17 protein-coding genes are annotated in these 17,587 nt (G+C 61.2%); all 17 read right to left on the reverse strand.

Annotation, left to right across the window (positions count from 1 at the left end; translation table 11 throughout):
- Positions 1 to 77 precede the first annotated feature (77 nt).
- On the reverse strand, positions 78 to 278 hold the full coding sequence (locus BLU39_RS04550; protein WP_034752051.1) for a YdcH family protein: 201 nt from the start codon (positions 276 to 278) through the stop codon (positions 78 to 80).
- A 137-nt stretch (positions 279 to 415) separates the two neighbouring features.
- Positions 416 to 1,138 carry a hypothetical protein gene (locus BLU39_RS04555; RefSeq protein ID WP_139178159.1) on the reverse strand — a complete coding sequence of 241 codons (723 nt, stop codon included), beginning with the start codon at positions 1,136 to 1,138 and terminating at the stop codon, positions 416 to 418.
- 16 nt (positions 1,139 to 1,154) lie between these two features.
- Entirely contained in the window at positions 1,155 to 2,252 is a 1,098-nt protein-coding gene (zapE, locus tag BLU39_RS04560) for a cell division protein ZapE (RefSeq protein WP_092710347.1), read from the reverse strand.
- A gap of 70 nt (positions 2,253 to 2,322) precedes the next feature.
- Entirely contained in the window at positions 2,323 to 3,753 is a 1,431-nt protein-coding gene (gene lpdA / locus BLU39_RS04565; protein WP_092710351.1) for a dihydrolipoyl dehydrogenase, read from the reverse strand.
- Positions 3,743 to 4,132, reverse strand: coding sequence for a PspC domain-containing protein (locus BLU39_RS04570; RefSeq protein ID WP_092710354.1), 390 nt, complete (start codon positions 4,130 to 4,132; stop codon positions 3,743 to 3,745). Before BLU39_RS04570 ends, lpdA begins: the two co-directional genes overlap by 11 nt.
- A 93-nt stretch (positions 4,133 to 4,225) precedes the next feature.
- Positions 4,226 to 5,482, reverse strand: coding sequence for a 2-oxoglutarate dehydrogenase complex dihydrolipoyllysine-residue succinyltransferase (gene odhB / locus BLU39_RS04575; protein WP_092710356.1), 1,257 nt, complete (start codon positions 5,480 to 5,482; stop codon positions 4,226 to 4,228).
- A gap of 116 nt (positions 5,483 to 5,598) precedes the next feature.
- Entirely contained in the window at positions 5,599 to 8,451 is a 2,853-nt protein-coding gene (locus BLU39_RS04580) for a 2-oxoglutarate dehydrogenase E1 component (RefSeq protein WP_092710359.1), read from the reverse strand.
- Between the two features lie 257 nt (positions 8,452 to 8,708).
- A complete protein-coding gene (locus tag BLU39_RS04585) occupies positions 8,709 to 9,683 on the reverse strand; it encodes a LysR family transcriptional regulator (protein WP_092710361.1) in 975 nt (324 codons plus the stop codon).
- A 235-nt stretch (positions 9,684 to 9,918) separates the two neighbouring features.
- A complete protein-coding gene (locus BLU39_RS04590; RefSeq protein WP_092710364.1) occupies positions 9,919 to 10,461 on the reverse strand; it encodes an NAD(P)H-dependent oxidoreductase in 543 nt (180 codons plus the stop codon).
- 215 nt (positions 10,462 to 10,676) lie between these two features.
- Entirely contained in the window at positions 10,677 to 11,018 is a 342-nt protein-coding gene (locus BLU39_RS04595; protein WP_092710366.1) for a winged helix-turn-helix transcriptional regulator, read from the reverse strand.
- Between the two features lie 98 nt (positions 11,019 to 11,116).
- On the reverse strand, positions 11,117 to 12,418 hold the full coding sequence (gene gltA / locus BLU39_RS04600) for a citrate synthase (RefSeq protein WP_034752071.1): 1,302 nt from the start codon (positions 12,416 to 12,418) through the stop codon (positions 11,117 to 11,119).
- A 121-nt stretch (positions 12,419 to 12,539) separates the two neighbouring features.
- The gene (locus tag BLU39_RS04605; RefSeq protein ID WP_034752073.1) at positions 12,540 to 12,821 is read right to left on the reverse strand and encodes an FAD assembly factor SdhE; all 282 of its coding nucleotides are present in this window, start codon (positions 12,819 to 12,821) and stop codon (positions 12,540 to 12,542) included.
- Between the two features lie 117 nt (positions 12,822 to 12,938).
- Positions 12,939 to 13,649: a succinate dehydrogenase iron-sulfur subunit gene (locus BLU39_RS04610; protein WP_046685729.1), complete on the reverse strand. Its 711-nt coding sequence runs from the start codon at positions 13,647 to 13,649 to the stop codon at positions 12,939 to 12,941.
- 9 nt (positions 13,650 to 13,658) lie between these two features.
- Positions 13,659 to 15,440, reverse strand: coding sequence for a succinate dehydrogenase flavoprotein subunit (sdhA, locus tag BLU39_RS04615; protein WP_092710369.1), 1,782 nt, complete (start codon positions 15,438 to 15,440; stop codon positions 13,659 to 13,661).
- Positions 15,441 to 15,442: 2 nt separating this feature from the next.
- The gene (gene sdhD / locus BLU39_RS04620; RefSeq protein WP_046685731.1) at positions 15,443 to 15,808 is read right to left on the reverse strand and encodes a succinate dehydrogenase, hydrophobic membrane anchor protein; all 366 of its coding nucleotides are present in this window, start codon (positions 15,806 to 15,808) and stop codon (positions 15,443 to 15,445) included.
- A complete protein-coding gene (sdhC, locus tag BLU39_RS04625) occupies positions 15,808 to 16,230 on the reverse strand; it encodes a succinate dehydrogenase, cytochrome b556 subunit (RefSeq protein WP_046685732.1) in 423 nt (140 codons plus the stop codon). Before sdhC ends, sdhD begins: the two co-directional genes overlap by 1 nt.
- 303 nt (positions 16,231 to 16,533) lie before the next feature.
- Positions 16,534 to 17,400, reverse strand: coding sequence for a GntR family transcriptional regulator (locus BLU39_RS04630; protein WP_092710372.1), 867 nt, complete (start codon positions 17,398 to 17,400; stop codon positions 16,534 to 16,536).
- Between the last annotated feature and the right edge of the window lie 187 nt (positions 17,401 to 17,587).

Here is a 17,587-nt window from a genome sequence, read left to right on the forward strand (position 1 = left end):
CTTGGCTTGCGGGCAATAAATTGTGATCGGTCAAAATATACTTAGGTGAAGGCTGGACTGGACGCTACTGGCGCCCCTCAGGCGGGAACGTCGGGCACCAACTGCATTTTCAGCAAGGTGATGTGATCCTTCAATTGCAATTTGCGCTTTTTCAGGCGGCGCAGCTGCAGCTCGTCATGGTGGCCATCGAGTATCAGCAACTCGATGACGGCATCGAGGTCGCGGTGTTCCACGTTGAGTTCAATCAGGCGCCGCTCTATTTGCTGTGCATCGCTCATGTGTTGCGTTCCAGGCAGTGTTGGTAACAGTGTTGGGAAACCGGCGCACGCAGCGTACGCAGGCAGCCATGGTGCGTAGTTTAACCTGCCGCGCGCCTTAGGGCACGCCATTTCCGGCCTGCCCCTGCGCGGCAGTGTTATTTGGCCGGCGGCACAGGCACAGCGGCGGCCGGCGTGCCGGCGGCGGCAGCGGCCGCCTTGGCAGCCTTGGCCTGCGCCTCGGCCTGGCGTTCGGCCAGGCGTTGCGCCACCCGCTTCTGGCGCGCCTCGGCATCCGCCTGTTTTTTCGCATATTGCGCTTCACGGGCCGCGCGGCGCGGCGCGTCGGCGGCGTCGGCGGCAGCCTGTTTCGCCACCTTCGCCGCTTGCTCGGCCTCGCGTTCGGCTACGCTCTTGCCTTGCGGCTTGGGCGGCGCCGGCTCGGGCGTGACCACTTTCACGGGCTTGGGCACGGCTGCGGCGCGCTGCTCGGCATCGAGGCGCGCACTTTCCTGCGTACGGGCCAGCTCGATATCGCGCAGGCGCACGGACTCGGCCCGCTTGAAGTAATTGGCTTCCGCGTCGATGGCGCGCAGGCGCACGAGGATCAGGCGGCGCTTTTCCTTGGCCTTGTCGAGGCAGTTATTCACGAAAAACTTGTCGTAGCACTCCAGTTCGCGCGCGGCAAACTCGTTCTCCGCCGCCTCGCGCTCGCTGGCCGATTGCTTCAGCTTGGCGTCCGCTTCTTCCACGGACAGGGTCGCGGGCACCTGCGGTACGCCGACCTCGTCCAATGCCGCCGCACCCTGGTGCGCGCAGGCGGACAACGCCAGGACCAGGCCCAGCGCCGCACCCAGCTTGTATAGTGTATTTGCCATCATGTTCATTATCCCTGCCTCAAACGATCGCGTCGGCCGCGCCGCGCTGTTCTTTTTCCATGTATTCGCGCGATTGCATCTCGATGATACGCGAAACGGTGCGGTGAAACTCGTTGGCCAGCATGCCGTTCGTGTACAGCTGCTCCGGCGGCACTTCGGCCGACATGATCAGCTTGACCTTCTGGTCGTAAAACACGTCGATCAGCCAGGTAAAGCGGCGCGCCTCGGACGACTGCGCCGCCGACATGGCCGGTATGCCGGACAATATCACCGTATGGAAGCGGCTGGCGATTTCCAGGTAATCATTTTGCGAGCGGGGACCGCCGCACAGGGTGGCGAAATCGAACCAGATGATGCCGCCGGCACGGCGCAGGCAATGGATTTCGCGGCTCTCGATACGGATGCGCGCGTCTTCGTCGGCCGTCTCGGCGATGCGCGCGTAGGCGTCGCGCAAGGCCTTGTCGGTCTCCGCACCGAGCGGGGTGTAGTAGCTTTCCACCTGTTCCAGCGCGCGGCCGCGGTAATCGACGCCGGCGTCGACGTTCATCACGTCGAGTTTTTCCTTCAGCAGCGCGATGGTCGGCAGCATGCGGTCGCGGTGCAGGCCGTCCGGATACAGCAGGTCCGGATCGTAATTCGACGTCATGATGAAGGACACGCCATTGGCGAACAGGGCCGACAGCAGGTTGTACAGGATCATCGCGTCGGCGATGTCGGAGACGTGGAATTCATCGAAACAGATGAGGCGGTATTTCTTGGCGATGCGCTTGGCCACCTCGTCGAGCGGGTCGGCCACGCCTTTCAATTCGTCGAGCTGCTGGTGCACGCCGCGCATGAATTCATGGAAGTGCAATCGCGTCTTGCGCACCAGGGGCACGACCGAGTAAAAACTGTCCATCAGGAACGATTTGCCACGCCCCACCCCACCCCACATGTACACGCCTTTCGGCACGGCGGGACGGTTCAGCAGGCGCTTGAAGGTGCTCGAGCGCTGGCCCTTGTAGGCCACCCACTCGTCATAGCACAGCTGCAGGCGGTCGACCGCGCGCCGCTGGGCGGCATCGGCCTTGAAATCACGCTTCTGCAGCGCGTGCTGGTAAAACTCTTCTACGTTCATGGGATTCGCTTTAACGCACAAGGGCGCCGGCGGAAAAAATCCGCGAGCGCCCCTGCAGGACTAACTACAATTAAAAGTTCAACGTGCGCTTGTCAATCGCCAGTGCCGCTTCCTTGGTCGCTTCCGACAGGGACGGATGGGCGTGGCAGATACGCGCGATGTCTTCGGCCGAAGCCTTGAATTCCATCGCCACGACGGCTTCGGAAATCAGTTCGGAAGCCATCGGGCCGACGATGTGCACGCCGAGGATTTCATCGGTGGTCGCATCGGCCAGGAATTTCACCATGCCCGAGGTGTCGCCCAGCGCGCGCGCACGGCCGTTGGCCATGAACGGGAAGGTGCCTGCCTTGTAGGCGACGCCTTCGGCCTTCAGGGTTTGCTCGGTCTTGCCGACCCACGCGATTTCCGGCGAGGTGTAGATGACCCAAGGAATTGTGTTGAAGTTGGTGTGGCCATGCTGGCCGGCGATACGCTCGGCCACGGCAACGCCCTCTTCTTCCGCCTTGTGCGCCAGCATCGGGCCGCGCACGACGTCGCCCACCGCCCACACGTTCGGCAGGTTGGTCTTGCAGTCGCCGTCGACGGCGATGAAGCCGCGCTCGTCCAGCTGCAGGCCGACCTTGTCGGCACCGAGGCCGTTGGTGTTCGGCGTACGGCCGATCGAGATGATCAGCTTGTCGAACACGGCTTTTTGCGCTTCGCCCTTGGCGTCCACGAATTCCACGGTGACGTCTTTCTTGCCTGGCGTGATCGCACCGATCTTGCAACCGAGATTGATCTTCAAGCCTTGCTTGGTGAACAGCTTCGACGCTTCCTTGGCGATCTGCTCGTCCACGGCGCCCAGGAAGACCGGCAAGCCTTCGAGCACGGTGACGTCGGAACCCAGGCGGCGCCATACGCTACCCATTTCCAAGCCGATCACGCCGGCACCGATGACGCCCAGCTTGGCTGGTACGGCGTCGATGGCCAGTGCGCCCGTGTTCGACAGGATCAATTTCTCGTCGAATGGTGCGCCCGGCAGTTCGCGCGCGTTCGAACCCGTGGCGATGACCACGTGCTTGGCGCTCAGGGTTTCGTTGGCTTCGCCCGTCACGCTGATCTCGTACGCGCCAGCGGCGGCGGCAGCGAATGCGGCGCGGCCGTGGAAGAAGGCGATCTTGTTCTTCTTGAACAGGTACAGGATGCCGTCGTTGTTTTGCTTGACGACGGTGTCCTTGCGCTTGAGCATCTGGCCCAGGTTCAGCTTCAGGCCGGCGACGTCGATGCCGTGCTCGGCGAAGCTGTGGCCCGCGTGTTCGAAATGCTCGGACGATTGCAGCAGCGCTTTCGACGGGATGCAGCCGACGTTGGTGCAGGTACCGCCAGGAGCGGCGCCGCCCTTGGCGTTCGACCACTCGTCGACGCAAGCGACGGAAAAGCCCAGCTGCGCTGCGCGGATGGCGGCGATGTAGCCGCCAGGGCCCGCACCGATGACAACTACGTCAAATTGTTTAGTACTCATGTTTTGTTATTCCAATCTCTTCGTCTGGTACGAAAATCCACAATAGAAGGTAAATCACCACGCCGAAGCCGAAGGTCAATGTAAACAGGACGAAGACGAGGCGCCAGATCCACGCATCCATGCCGGAAGCGCGGCCAAGGCCGCCGCAGACGCCGCCGAGCCAGCGGTCGTTGCGCGAACGGCGCAGGCGGTTGAATTCCTGCACCAGGTCGTTCGACGGAGCGGCAGCCGCACCGGCATTGGCGCCGGAAGTGCCGTCCGGCTTGTCCAGGTTGATACTGCTCAGGAGCTTGGCTTTCGCTTGCGCGAATTCCGCATCGCTCAGGGCGCCCGCCAGGTGCAACTCGTGCAGACGCTTGATTTCTTCAGAGATGTTCATAGGAATCCTCTTTCATTGAGATCAGCCAGCTGCGTCTTCTGGCAAGGGTATCAGCTACATTGCCCCGGCGGCTACGCCGGGGGACTACGGTGCTTACAGGTCCAGCAGCAGGCGTGCAGGATCTTCCAGCGCTTCTTTCATCGCCACCAGGCCCAGGACGGCTTCGCGGCCGTCGATGATGCGGTGGTCGTAGGACATGGCCAGGTAGTTCATCGGACGTACCACGATCTGGCCGTTTTCGACAACGGCGCGGTCCTTGGTCGCATGCACGCCCAGGATGGCCGATTGTGGCGGGTTGATGATCGGGGTCGACAGCATGGAGCCGAAGGTGCCGCCGTTCGAGATCGAGAACGTGCCGCCCGTCAGGTCGTCCAGGGTCAGCTTGCCTTCCTTGGCTTTCGCGCCGAATTCACCGATTTTTTTCTCGATGTCGGCGATCGACAGCTGGTCCGCGTTGCGGATGATAGGCACGACCAGACCGCGTGGCGAACCGACGGCGATGCCGATGTCGAAGTAGCCGTGGTAGACGATGTCGTTGCCGTCAACGGAGGCATTGATGATCGGGTACTTTTTCAGGGCGGCGACGGCGGCCTTGACGAAGAAGGACATGAAGCCCAGCTTGACGCCGTGCTCTTTCTCGAACTTGTCCTTGTACTTGTTGCGCAGGTCGATGACCGGCTGCATGTTCACTTCATTGAACGTGGTCAGGATGGCGTTCGTCGATTGCGATTGCAGCAGGCGCTCGGCGATACGTGCGCGCAGGCGGCTCATCGGCACGCGCTCTTCCGGGCGGTCGCCCAGGTTGGCGGCCGACGGCGTGGCAACTTGTTGCAGCGCCGGCTTGGCAGCGGCTGGCGCCAGCGGCGCGACAGCTGGCTTGGAGGAAGCGGCCAGGGCGTCGCCCTTGGTCACGCGGCCGTCTTTGCCCGAACCGGCGACGTCGCCAGCGGACAGGCCTTTTTCGGACAGGATCTTGGCGGCGGCAGGCATGGCGACATCGCCCTTGGTCGCGGCGGCTGGCGCCGAAGCGCTAGCGGTATCTTGGGCGGCGGCAGCCAGGGCTGGTGCAGGCACGGCCGACACTTCCATCGGGCTGACCTTGGCCGAGCCGTCGGTGTCGATGATGGCGATGACTTCGCCGGCAACGACGGTGGCGCCGTCAGCCTTGATGATCTGCACGATCACGCCAGCGGCAGGCGCCGGCAGTTCCAGCACGACCTTGTCGGTTTCGATATCGATCATGTTTTCGTCGCGCGCAACTGCTTCGCCGACTTTCTTGTGCCATGCCAGCAGGGTCGCTTCTGCAACCGATTCCGACAACTGGGGAACTTTGACTTCGATTTGTGCCATGTAAAACTCCGTTTATTTTGTTATTGCGGCGCCGCCCCTGCGTAGCAAGGGCGGCGCTCCGTCATGATGTAACGAGCAAGCGCCATGCAATCGCATGGCGCCCCTCATCCTGCCGCTTACTTGGTCAGGATAAAACCCTTCAGCTTCGAGAATGCCGTTTCCAGCAGATCTTTTTGCTGGGCGTAGTGCTTGTCATAGTAACCGACAGCTGGCGACGCCGAAGCGGGACGGCCGGCGTAAGCCAGACGCTGACCCGATTCCAGGCCTTCGAAGATGTTGTGCTGGATCTGGAACCAGGCGCCCTGGTTTTGCGGCTCGTCCTGCGCCCATACGACTTCGACCAGGTTCGGGAACTTCTTCAGTTCGGCAGCGAACGACTTGTGCGGGAACGGATACAGCTGTTCCAGGCGCACGATGGCCGTGTCGGTCTGGCCACGGGTCTTGCGTGCGTTGACCAGGTCGTAATAGACCTTGCCCGAGCAGGCGACCACGCGCTTGACTTTCTTGGCGTCGATTTTGTCGTCGACTTCGCCGATGACGGTCTGGAAACCGCCCTTGGCCAGGTCGGTCAGCGGCGAACCGGCATCCTTGTTGCGCAACAGCGACTTCGGCGTCAGGATGACCAGCGGCTTGCGGAACTGGCGCACCATCTGGCGGCGCAGCAAATGGAAGATCTGCGAAGCCGTCGTCGGCTGCACCACCTGCATGTTGTTGTCTGCGCACAGCTGCAGGAAACGCTCAGGACGCGCGGACGAGTGCTCAGGACCCTGGCCTTCGTAACCGTGCGGCAGCATCATGACCAAGCCCGAAGCGCGGCCCCACTTCACTTCGCCGGAGCTGATGAATTGGTCGATCACCACTTGCGCGCCGTTGGCGAAGTCGCCGAACTGGGCTTCCCAGATCGTCAGCGTGTTCGGTTCAGCGGTCGAGTAGCCGTATTCGAAGGCCAGTACGGCTTCTTCGGACAGCACCGAGTCGATGACGGTGAACGGCGCCTGGTTGTCCGACACGTTTTGCAGCGGAATATAGGTACCCGCATCCCAACGCTCGCGGTTCTGGTCATGCAGCACGGCGTGGCGGTGCACGAAGGTGCCGCGGCCCGCATCCTGGCCGGTCAGGCGGATGGCGTAGCCGGACGATACCAGCGAAGCGTAGGCCAGGTGTTCGCCCATGCCCCAGTCCAGGTTCATTTCGCCGCGGCCCATGGTGGCGCGGTCGCCCAGGACTTTTTCAACCAGCGAGTGGACCTTGAATTCTTCCGGCACGGTGGTGATGCGCGCGGCCAGGCGTTTGAGTTCCGTCATCGGCACGGCGGTGTCGGCCGAGTCGGTCCATTTCTTGTTCAGGAACGGCAGCCAGTCGACGGCGTACTTGTTCTTGAAGTTCGAAATGACCGGGTCGACGGTGTGCTTGCCGGCGTCCATGGCGTCGCGGAAGGCGGCCACCATCTTGTCGCCGCCATCGGCAGGGATCACGCCCTGGGCAACCAGCTTGTCCGCGTACAGCTTGCGGGTGCCTGGATGCTGGCCGATGCGCTTGTACATCAGCGGCTGCGTCAGGGCCGGCGTATCTTGCTCGTTGTGGCCAAGTTTACGGTAGCAGATGATGTCGAGGACGATGTCCTTCTTGAATTCCATGCGGTAGTCGAGCGCGATTTGCGTCGCCAGCACCACGGCTTCAGGATCGTCGGCGTTGATGTGCAGGACCGGCGCTTCGATCATCTTGACGACGTCCGAGCAGTACAGGGTCGAGCGCGAGTCGCGTGGGTCCGAGGTGGTGAAACCGATCTGGTTGTTGATCACGATGTGCACCGTGCCGCCCGTGCCGTAGCCGCGGGTTTGCGCCAGATTCAAGGTTTCCATGACCACGCCCTGGCCGGCGAAAGCGGCATCGCCGTGCACCAGGATAGGCAGCACTTGCGCGCCGTGCACGTCGCCGCGACGGTCCATGCGGGCCTTGACGGAACCTTCGACCACAGGGTTGACGATTTCCAGGTGCGACGGGTTGAACGCCAGCGACAGGTGGACCGGGCCGCCCGCGGTGGAGATGTCCGACGAGAAGCCTTGATGGTACTTCACGTCGCCGGCAGGCAGGTCGTCGCCATGCTTGCCTTCGAATTCTTCGAACAGTTCCTGCGGCGCCTTGCCCAGGGTGTTCACCAGCACGTTCAGACGGCCGCGGTGGGCCATGCCGATGACGATTTCCTGCACGCCTTTTTCGCCGGCGCGCTGGATGGTTTCATCCATCGAGGCGATGAAGGTTTCGCCGCCTTCCAGGGAGAAGCGCTTCTGGCCCACGTAGCGGGTGTGCAGATAGCGTTCCAGGCCTTCAGCCGCGGTCAGGCGGTCGAGGATGTGGATTTTTTTCTCTGGGGTGAAATTCGGGGTGGAGCGGATCGATTCCAGTTTCTCTTGCAGCCAGCGCTTTTCGGCCGGGTCGGAGATGTACATGAATTCGGCGCCGATCGAACGCGTGTAGGTGTCGCGCAGATAGTTGAGCAGATCGCGCAGGGTGGCGGTCTCGGGGCCAAAATACGTATTGCTGATGTTGAACACGGTGTCCATGTCCGCATCGGTGAAGCCGTAGAAGCTCGGATCGAGTTCCGGGATCATCGGACGTTCCTGGCGCTGCAGCGGATCCAAGTTGGCCCAGTGCGTGCCCAGGTAGCGGTAAGCGGCGATCAACTGCGTGGCGGCGACGCGCTTGCGGCCCATTTCGGCGTCGAAGGAAGCGGTCACTGTGCGGATCGGGCCTGCTTTTGCGCGCTCGGCGAACGAGGCGACGACGGAGGCGTGAGCCACGTCAGGCTTGTTGGTGCCATCGACGGCAGGCACGTGCTGCATGGCGTCGAAGTAGGAACGCCAGTTGTCGGGTACCGAGCCTGGGTTGTTCAGATACGCCTCGTACAGGTCTTCCACGTACGGAGCATTCCCACCGAACAGGTAGGAGTTGGTCGTTAATTGCTGCATATATTGCTCACCTTTCTTCGCGCTTCGCGAGGAATTAGCGGGTTAATCTAACCTTCCGCGACACGGCCTGACCGGTTAGCGGATTGCACATCAAGTTGTGGGGAAGGGCTTTTTTATTGCACCAGCATTCTGCATACCGTCATTTAGAATAGCACGCGGTATTGTAACGCAACAACTGCCAGTTGGATTTTATTTGGCAAGCAAATGTAAGCTGTGTTGTTGATTTTACCGGGCTTGCAAGCCTGCCACTGTTGCGCTTACGGCACGTCGGCGCCCCTGCCGGCCTGCCGTTTTCGCCCCACTGGTCTGCCCGGCAAAGGTGCCGCCGCGATGGCGGCCAGCCAGTCGGCATCGCCGGCAAACCACTCGACCAGGAAGTCGAGCATGGTGCGCAGCAGGGGCGACATGTGCTGGCGCGACGTGTAGACGCCGTAGATGCCCATGTTCTGCGGCTGGTAGGCGGGCAACAGTTCCACCAGCTGCCCGCTGGCGATCAGCGGCGCCGCAGAAAAGCGCGGCTGCATGGCGATGCCCGCCCCCGCCACCGTGGCCACCAGCAGGACCAGCGACTCATTCGCCGACAGGCGGCCGCTGACGGGGACAGTGAGCGCTTCCCCGTCATGCGTGAATTGCCACAGGCTCTTGCCGAAATAGGTGTACGTCAGGCAGTTGTGCAGGGCCAGGTCTTGCGCCCGTCGCGGCGTGCCGTGCGCCGCCAGGTACGATGGTGCGGCGCACACCACCGACGCGCAGCTGGCCAGCTGGCGCGCGATCAGGTTCGGCTCGAGCGCATTCGTGATGCGGATCGCCAGGTCGATGCGCTGCTCCACCAGATTGACGGCGCGGTTCTCCATCTGCAGGTCGACGGCGGCGCGCGGGTAGCGCCGCAGGTAAGCGGTTACTGCGCCAGCGAGCGCCGTCTGCGCCAGCGATTGCGAGCAGGTAATGCGCAGCAGACCGTGCGGCGTATCGAGTCCCTCGGGCGAAGTGACGGCCATGGCGCCGGCCACTTCCAGCATCTGGCGGCAGCGCGCCAGGGTGGTCTCGCCCGCATCCGTCAGGCTCAGACGGCGCGTGGTGCGATGCAACAGGCGTGCCTCCGCCCACTCCTCCATCTCGGCCAGATAACGCGTCACCATGGCGCGCGACATGTCGAGCGCGTCGCTGGCGGCCACCATGCTGCCCCGCTCGGCGATGGTGACGAATACTTGTGCGGCGGTGATACGGTCCATCTGCGGCTCCCTCTTGATTCGTCCGATCCATGCAACTAAGTATTGCAATCTACTCTATTTGTCCCGTTTGGTCGAAAGGATCTATGCAAGGAGCGTATCGAATAGCGAAAGAATCATATGCTTGCACGCGCCGCCCGCCCCTTCCGCCCCTTGGAAACCTTTCCGATGCGGCGCAGTTAGCGCACACCATCGCCGCCACTGGCAAGCGGCATTGAACTGAGGCTGGCCCCGCTGCCTACAGCGCCGCCAGGAAACCCACGTACTCGTGCGCGCTGCGCGCCAGTCGCTCGGCATAACCGGCTTCCTTCGGCCCGTCTTCCGCGCCATAGAAGGCAAAGAAGCGGCGGTTGTCGGCGCCCACATACGCCAGGGTGACGTCGAATGGCGCCAGCAGCTGCGCCAGGGTGACTTTCCACTTGCCTTCCGGCCTGAATTCTTCCTCGCGGATGCCGGCCGTGACGGCCAGTGCCACCTTGCGCCCCCGGAAAGCATCGCCGCCCGTGCCGTAGGCCCAGCCATACGCCAGCACCTCGTCAAGCCACTGTTTCAGCAAGGGCGGGCAGTTGAACCAGTACACGGGAAATTGCAGGACCACATTGGCGTGCGCCTCCACCAGCGCCTGCTCTTGCGCCACGTCGATGATGCCATCGGGGTAGGCCCGATGCACATCGTGGATGGTGTACTGCTCCGGGTATTGCGCCACTTCCTGCAGCCAGCGCTTGTTGGCCACCGAAGTTTCAATGGCGGGATGGAAGACGATAACGAGGGTTTTCAACATGCTGTTTTCCTGAAAATGGATGGACGCACCGGCCCCGCGCCCACAGAAAATCAGGCAAGCCGGTACCCTGCCCCATGGCGCGTGGTAGCGCCCGCAGAGGCAAAAACAGCATAACCATCACGAGTACTTTTCACAAGTACGCACATTGACTGGTCATACAGTAAGAAAAGTAAGTTACTTGACGAGGAAAAACCCCTTGGCCATGCGCATCGGGCTCAGGTTGGCTGGTGCCGCTCGCCCCACTCGCACAGGGTATGCAGCACGGGGATCAGCGAGACGCCCTTGCTTGACAGCGAATATTCCACCTTGGGCGGCACTTGCGGATATTCCTTGCGCACGATCATCGCGTCCGCTTCCAGTTCCTTCAGCACGACGCTGAGGGTCTTGAAGGCGATGCCGCCAAGATGGCGCTTGAGTTCGTTATGCCGCAGCACCGTGTTTGCCGCCAGCGCGTACAGGATCAGCATCTTGTATTTGCCGCCAATCAGCGACAAGGTGTAGCCAAACGCCGTATCGGCCAGGGCCACGCCGCTGGGGGCGCAGGTTTCTTCATTCATCGCGTGTGCTTCCTGTTGAACCAGGGCCCGAGCATAACAGCCTGGCATAAAAAAACGGGCCGAAGCCCGTTTTTTTGCTTGCTCGATACCGCTCTGGATTAACGCTTGTCCAGTGGCAGTACTTCACGCGTGGTCGAACCGACGAACAGCTGGCGCGGACGGCCGATTTTCTGTTCCGGGTCGGCGATCATTTCGTTCCACTGGGCGATCCAGCCGATGGTGCGGGCCATGGCAAAGATACCGGTGAACAGCGACACAGGGATGCCCAGCGCCGATTGCACGATGCCCGAGTAGAAGTCGACGTTCGGGTACAGTTTGCGCGACACGAAGTACTCGTCGTTCAGTGCAATCTTTTCCAGTTCCATCGCCAGCTTGAACAGCGGGTCGTCTTGCAGACCCAGTTCTTGCAGCACTTCGTAGCAGGTTTCACGCATCAGCTTGGCGCGTGGATCGAAGTTCTTGTACACGCGGTGGCCAAAGCCCATCAGCTTGACGCCGGAGTTCTTGTCCTTGACTTGCGCGATGAAGGCAGGGATGTTCTCGACGGTGCCGATTTCTTTCAGCATATTCAGTGCCGCTTCGTTGGCGCCGCCGTGGGCAGGGCCCCACAGGCAGGCGATACCGGCAGCGATACAGGCGAACGGGTTGGCGCCCGACGAACCGGCCAGACGGACGGTCGATGTCGATGCGTTTTGCTCGTGGTCCGCGTGCAGGATCAGGATGCGGTCCAGGGCGCGCACCAGCACGTCGTTGACCTTGTACTCTTCGCACGGGTTGGCGAACATCATGTGCATGAAGTTGGCGCTGTACGACAGGTCGTTGCGTGGGTACACGAACGGCTGGCCGACCGAGTACTTGTAGGTCATGGCGACCAGGGTAGGCATCTTGGCGATCAGGCGGATGGCCGACACTTCGCGGTGACGCGGGTCGTTGATGTCCAGCGAGTCATGGTAGAACGATGCCAGCGCGCCGACGGTGCCCACCAGGACCGACATCGGATGCGCGTCGCGGCGGAAGCCACGGAAGAAGAATTGCATCTGTTCGTGCACCATCGTGTGCTTGGTGACGGTGTCGACGAACTTGGCTTTCTGCGCCGCGTTCGGCAGTTCGCCGTTCAGCAGCAGGTAGCACGATTCCATGAAGTCGGCGTTGACGGCCAACTGTTCGATCGGGTAACCACGGTACAGCAGCTCGCCCTTGTCGCCGTCGATGTAGGTGATCGACGAGTTGCAGGCGGCCGTCGACATAAAGCCTGGGTCGTAGGTGAACTTGCCGCTACCGGCGTACAGTTTGCGGATGTCGATGACGTCCGGGCCAACCGTGCCTTTGTAGATTGGAAATTCAAGCGATGGGCTGCCATCGGAGAACGACAGGGTAGCTTTTGTGTCAGAGATATTCATGGGCTCTTCCTTCTCGGGAGTGAGTCGAAATTAAAATCAAAAATTCTGGCTGCAATTCGCACCGCACTCGGCAGTGCTACAGCGCGCCACTCGCACCGTTTGCAATATATCGCCCAGGCGTCTAGGCAATGCGCAGTCGTTGCAGCAGTGCGCGCACATGCGGCAGATCGACTTCGCCTTCCGGCTCTTTACGGGCCAGTACCAGATCCATTAACGCATTGTCCGATAAATCCAGCAAACGCGTCAGCGCGTCAACTTCTTCATCGGTCAATTCGGTTTCATACGCATCGAGAAAACGGGTCAGGATAATGTCGTTTTCCAGCAGGCCACGGCGTGAACGCCAGCGCAGGCGGGCGCGGTTGGCCGGGTCGGCCTGATGCGAGGACAAAATTGATTCTGTCATTTGGTTTACCACTTTACGTGTGCCTTGCGGCACGGTGCTGCTTTGCAGGCGCCGCCTGCAGGCAAGAGAGGATACCCTCTTCCCGCAAACGGCGCCCGGCGGATGCGATCAGGAGGATCAGATCGCGCGGCGGACCATCAATTCCTTGATTTTGCCGATCGCCTTGTTCGGGTTCAAACCTTTAGGGCAGACGTCGACGCAGTTCATGATCGAATGGCAGCGGAACAGGCGGTACGGGTCTTCCAGGTTGTCCAGACGCGCGCCCGTGGCTTCGTCGCGCGAATCGGCGATGAAGCGGTAGGCTTGCAGCAGGCCGGCCGGGCCGACGAATTTGTCCGGATTCCACCAGAACGACGGGCACGACGTGGAGCAGCATGCGCACAGGATGCACTCGTACAGGCCATCGAGTTCTTCGCGCTGTTCCGGCGACTGCAGGCGCTCTTTTTCAGGCGGGATCGAATCGTTGATCAGGAAAGGCTTGATCGAATCGTACTGCTTGAAAAATTGCGTCATGTCGACGATCAGGTCGCGGATGACCGGCAAGCCTGGCAACGGACGCAGCACGATAGGCTCGGTCAGTTCGTTCAGGTTGGTCGTGCATGCCAGGCCGTTCTTGCCGTTGATGTTCATCGCGTCCGAACCGCACACGCCTTCGCGGCACGAGCGGCGCAGGGCCAGCGAGTCATCGACGTCCGACTTGATGCGCTGCAGTGCGTCGAGCAGCATCTTGTCGGTGTCTTTCAGCTCGACCGTCAGGTCTTGCATGTAAGGCTTGGCATCCTGGTCAGGATCGTAGCGGTAGATTTTGAATTTGAGAGTGCGTGCCATGGTATAGCCTTAGAAAGTACGTGGTTTCGGTTTGAAGGTATCAACCGTCAAAGGCTTGGTCACGACTGGCTTGTATTCCAGTCGGTTGCCTTCCGAATACCACAGCGTGTGCTTCATCCAGTTGTCGTCGTCGCGGGTCGGGTGGTCGTCCTGGGCGTGGGCGCCACGCGATTCCTTGCGGGCCGCTGCCGAGACGATGGTCGCCTTTGCCGTTTCGATCAGATTGTCCAGCTCCAGCGCTTCCACGCGAGCCGTGTTGAAGACCATCGATTTATCCTTGAACGAGACGTGCTTGCGGCGCTCGTCGAGCTTCATGATTTCTTCGACGCCCTTGTTCAGCATCTCGTCGGTACGGAACACGCCGCAATACTTCTGCATGGTGGCGCGGATGTCGTTCGCCACGCCCTGCACGGTTTCCGTGCCGGTCGAGTTTTCCAGGCGCTGCAAGCGGCCCATGGCAAAGTCGGCGGCATCGGCTGGCAAAGGCTTGTTTTCCTTGGCTTTCAGGCCGCTGCCCACGATGTGGTTGCCGGCCGCGCGGCCGAACACCACCAGGTCGAGCAGCGAGTTCGTGCCCAGGCGGTTGGCGCCGTGCACGGAAACGCAGGCGCATTCGCCGATCGCGTACAGGCCGTTGACGACTTTCGCCGAACCTTCAGGACCGGTCGGGGTGACGACCTGGCCGTGGATGTTCGTCGGGATACCGCCCATCTGGTAGTGAATCGTCGGCACGACAGGAATCGGTTCCTTGGTGGCGTCGACGTTGGCGAACTTGTGGCCGATTTCCAGGATCGACGGCAGGCGCTTGGCGATGGTGTCGGCGCCGATATGGCGCAGGTCCAGCATCACGTGGTCCTTGTTCGGACCGCAGCCGCGGCCTTCCTTGATTTCCTGGTCCATCGACCGCGAGACGAAGTCGCGCGGCGCCAGATCCTTCAGGGTAGGCGCATAGCGCTCCATGAAGCGTTCGCCTTCGCTATTGATCAGGATGCCGCCTTCGCCGCGCACGCCTTCGGTGATCAATACGCCCGCGCCGGCCACGCCGGTCGGGTGAAACTGCCAGAATTCCATGTCCTGCAGCGGCAGGCCGGCGCGTGCCGCCATGCCCATGCCGTCACCGGTGTTGATGAACGCATTCGTCGACGCGGCGAAGATGCGGCCTGCGCCGCCCGTTGCCATGACCGTCGTCTTTGCTTCCAGGATCATGCATTCGCCGGTTTCCATTTCCAGCGCGACAACACCGATCACGTCGCCTTCGGCGTCACGGATCAGGTCGAGCGCCATCCATTCGACGAAGAAGTGCGTACGGGCGCGCACGTTGCGCTGGTACAGCGTGTGCAACAGGGCGTGACCGGTACGGTCGGCTGCCGCGCAAGCGCGCTGCACCGGCTTTTCGCCGAAGTGGGCCGTGTGGCCGCCGAAAGGGCGCTGATAGATGGTGCCGTCAGGGTTGCGGTCGAATGGCATGCCGAAGTGTTCCAGTTCGTACACGACCTTCGGTGCTTCGCGGCACATGAATTCGATGGCATCCTGGTCGCCCAGATAGTCGCCACCCTTGACGGTGTCGAACATGTGCCAGAACCAGTTGTCTTCGGCCATGTTGCCGAGCGACGCGCCGATACCGCCCTGCGCCGCCACGGTGTGCGAGCGGGTCGGGAAAACTTTCGAGAGGACAGCGACGTTCAGGCCGGCTTCAGCCAGCTGCAACGACGCGCGCATGCCGGAACCGCCGGCGCCAACGATGACCGCATCAAAGCGGCGGGTAGGAATTGCAGATTTATATGCTGCCACGATTACACACTCCAGAGTATCTGTACCGTCCAGCCGGCACAAGCGATCAACCACAGCATGGTGGCAATTTGCAGGGTCAGGCGGAGGCCAACGCTTTTCACGTAGTCCATCCAGATATTGCGTACGCCGACCCATGCGTGGTAGAACAAGGCAACAAACGTCACCAGGCTGATTAATTTGAACCATTGCTGTGCGAACAGACCAGCCCAGCCTTCATAGCTGAAGTTGCTGCCGGTCAGGAAGGCGATCAGCAGGATGGCGACGTAGGCCACCATGACGAGGGCGGTGACGCGTTGCGCCAGCCAGTCGCGCAGGCCGTAATGGGCGCCGACAACGAGGCGTTTCGGTCCGATGTTATTGTTTGCCATTAAAATACTCCAAACAGTTTCAAAGCGACCAGAGCGGTCAGTACCAGACTGATCACCAGAACGAACTTGGCCGTATTGCGCGCAGGCTCTTTCTCGGCGGCGACGTGCACGTCCATGAACAGGTGGCGGATACCGGCGCAGAAGTGGTGCAGGAAGGCCCAGACCAGACCCAGGGTGATCAGCTTGACGAACCAGTGCGAGGCGATGCCCTGGAAGTAGGCGTAGGACATTTCGGAACGCAGGCTCAGTTCCAGCATGTACAGGATGCCCGGCAGCAGGGCGAAAATGATGATGCCGCTGATGCGATGCAGGATCGAGACGATGGCGCCGATCGCCATGCGGTAGTTCGACAATTCGGTAACATGAATGTTACGGAATTGCGGCCGTTCTTTTTTTGGTACTTCTCTTACGGCTTCAGACATAACAAAAACCTCCCCTTTGAATTTCAACTAAATATTGAAGCCGCGATTTTCGCCGATTTTCGCAACCGATACCAATATCTATTGTTACATATAACCAAAATGGTTTTTTACTACAAAATACCGCGCTACTTTCCGTAGTTCACGTAATTTAATTACAGAATCGCCGGCAAAACACGGCCCGCCGGGGCCGGCCATGCTTTACCTGCGCGTTCTGTTGTCTCCATGCCCGCCTCGCGATGGGCACTTCAAGCGATGCACTTCCGCCTTGCCGCTTGTTCGGGCACCCATGGGCACCCCGCCGCTTCAGCTGAGTTCATTCTGATAATGGTGACGAATGGTCAGGTACAGGCCCCGGCGCAGTTCGACCGGCTTGTCGCCGTAGGTAAACGACACGCGCTCGGAACTGAGCAAGGGCGTGCCGAGGTCGATATTCAACAGTTGCGCGGCGCCCGCGTCGGCGCACACGGCGCGGATCTGCTCGGACGCGCGTATCATGCGCGTGCCAAATTCCGTTTCAAACAGGCCGTACATGGGGCCCTTGTATTCCACCAGGCGCTCGGCCGTCAGTCCCTTGAAGATCAGGCCGGGCAGCCACAGCTCTTCCACGATGGTGGGAATGCCGTCGAAATACTGCACGCGCTTGATGAAGATGACGGCGTCGCCGGACTTCAGGTCCATCAGGCGCGCCACGTCGGCCGGCGCACGCACGCGCTTGACTTCGATAAATTTGCTTTCGGGATAATGCGGCACGCCTTCGTCCGGCACCAGGCGCAGGAAGCGGAAATGCGCGCGCGCCTCATGGTGGGTGGAAACGAAGGTGCCCTTGCCCTGGCGGCGCATGACGAGATTCTCGGCGGCCAGCTCATCGATGGCCTTGCGCACGGTGCCCTGGCTGACCTTGAAACGGCCTGCCAGCTCGACTTCGCTGGGGATCAGCTCGCCCGGCTTCCATTCGCCCGATTGCAGGCTTTGCGTGATGAGCGCCTTGATCTGCTGGTACAGGGGACTGAAGGTGGGCGAAGCGGTCGCGGCAGGCGCGGGCGCGGATACGGCCGTGGCAGGGGTGGCATTAGCGCTGGCGGCAGGGGTGGCCGGGGCGCCCGCGGTCGGACTGACCGCCCCGCTTGCAGCAGTGGCATTGTTGGTCAGATTGGACGAGGCGGAATTCATAGTCCGACATTTCAACACAAATCACTGCCCGCGTCCAGTAAAACGCATGTAGTTATCTGTCTTATATAAGACATAAGATATGATTGACAGATAGGGATCAGAGGCCTAAACTGCCCTCGATAAAACTTGTGAGCCAGCGTTTTATGTTGTCGGCCAGCCACTCTGGCCTCGTGCAGCACATGCGTCG

The organism is Janthinobacterium sp. OK676 (assembly GCF_900103595.1).
In the GTDB taxonomy this organism is placed as follows: Bacteria; Pseudomonadota; Gammaproteobacteria; order Burkholderiales; family Burkholderiaceae_D; genus Janthinobacterium.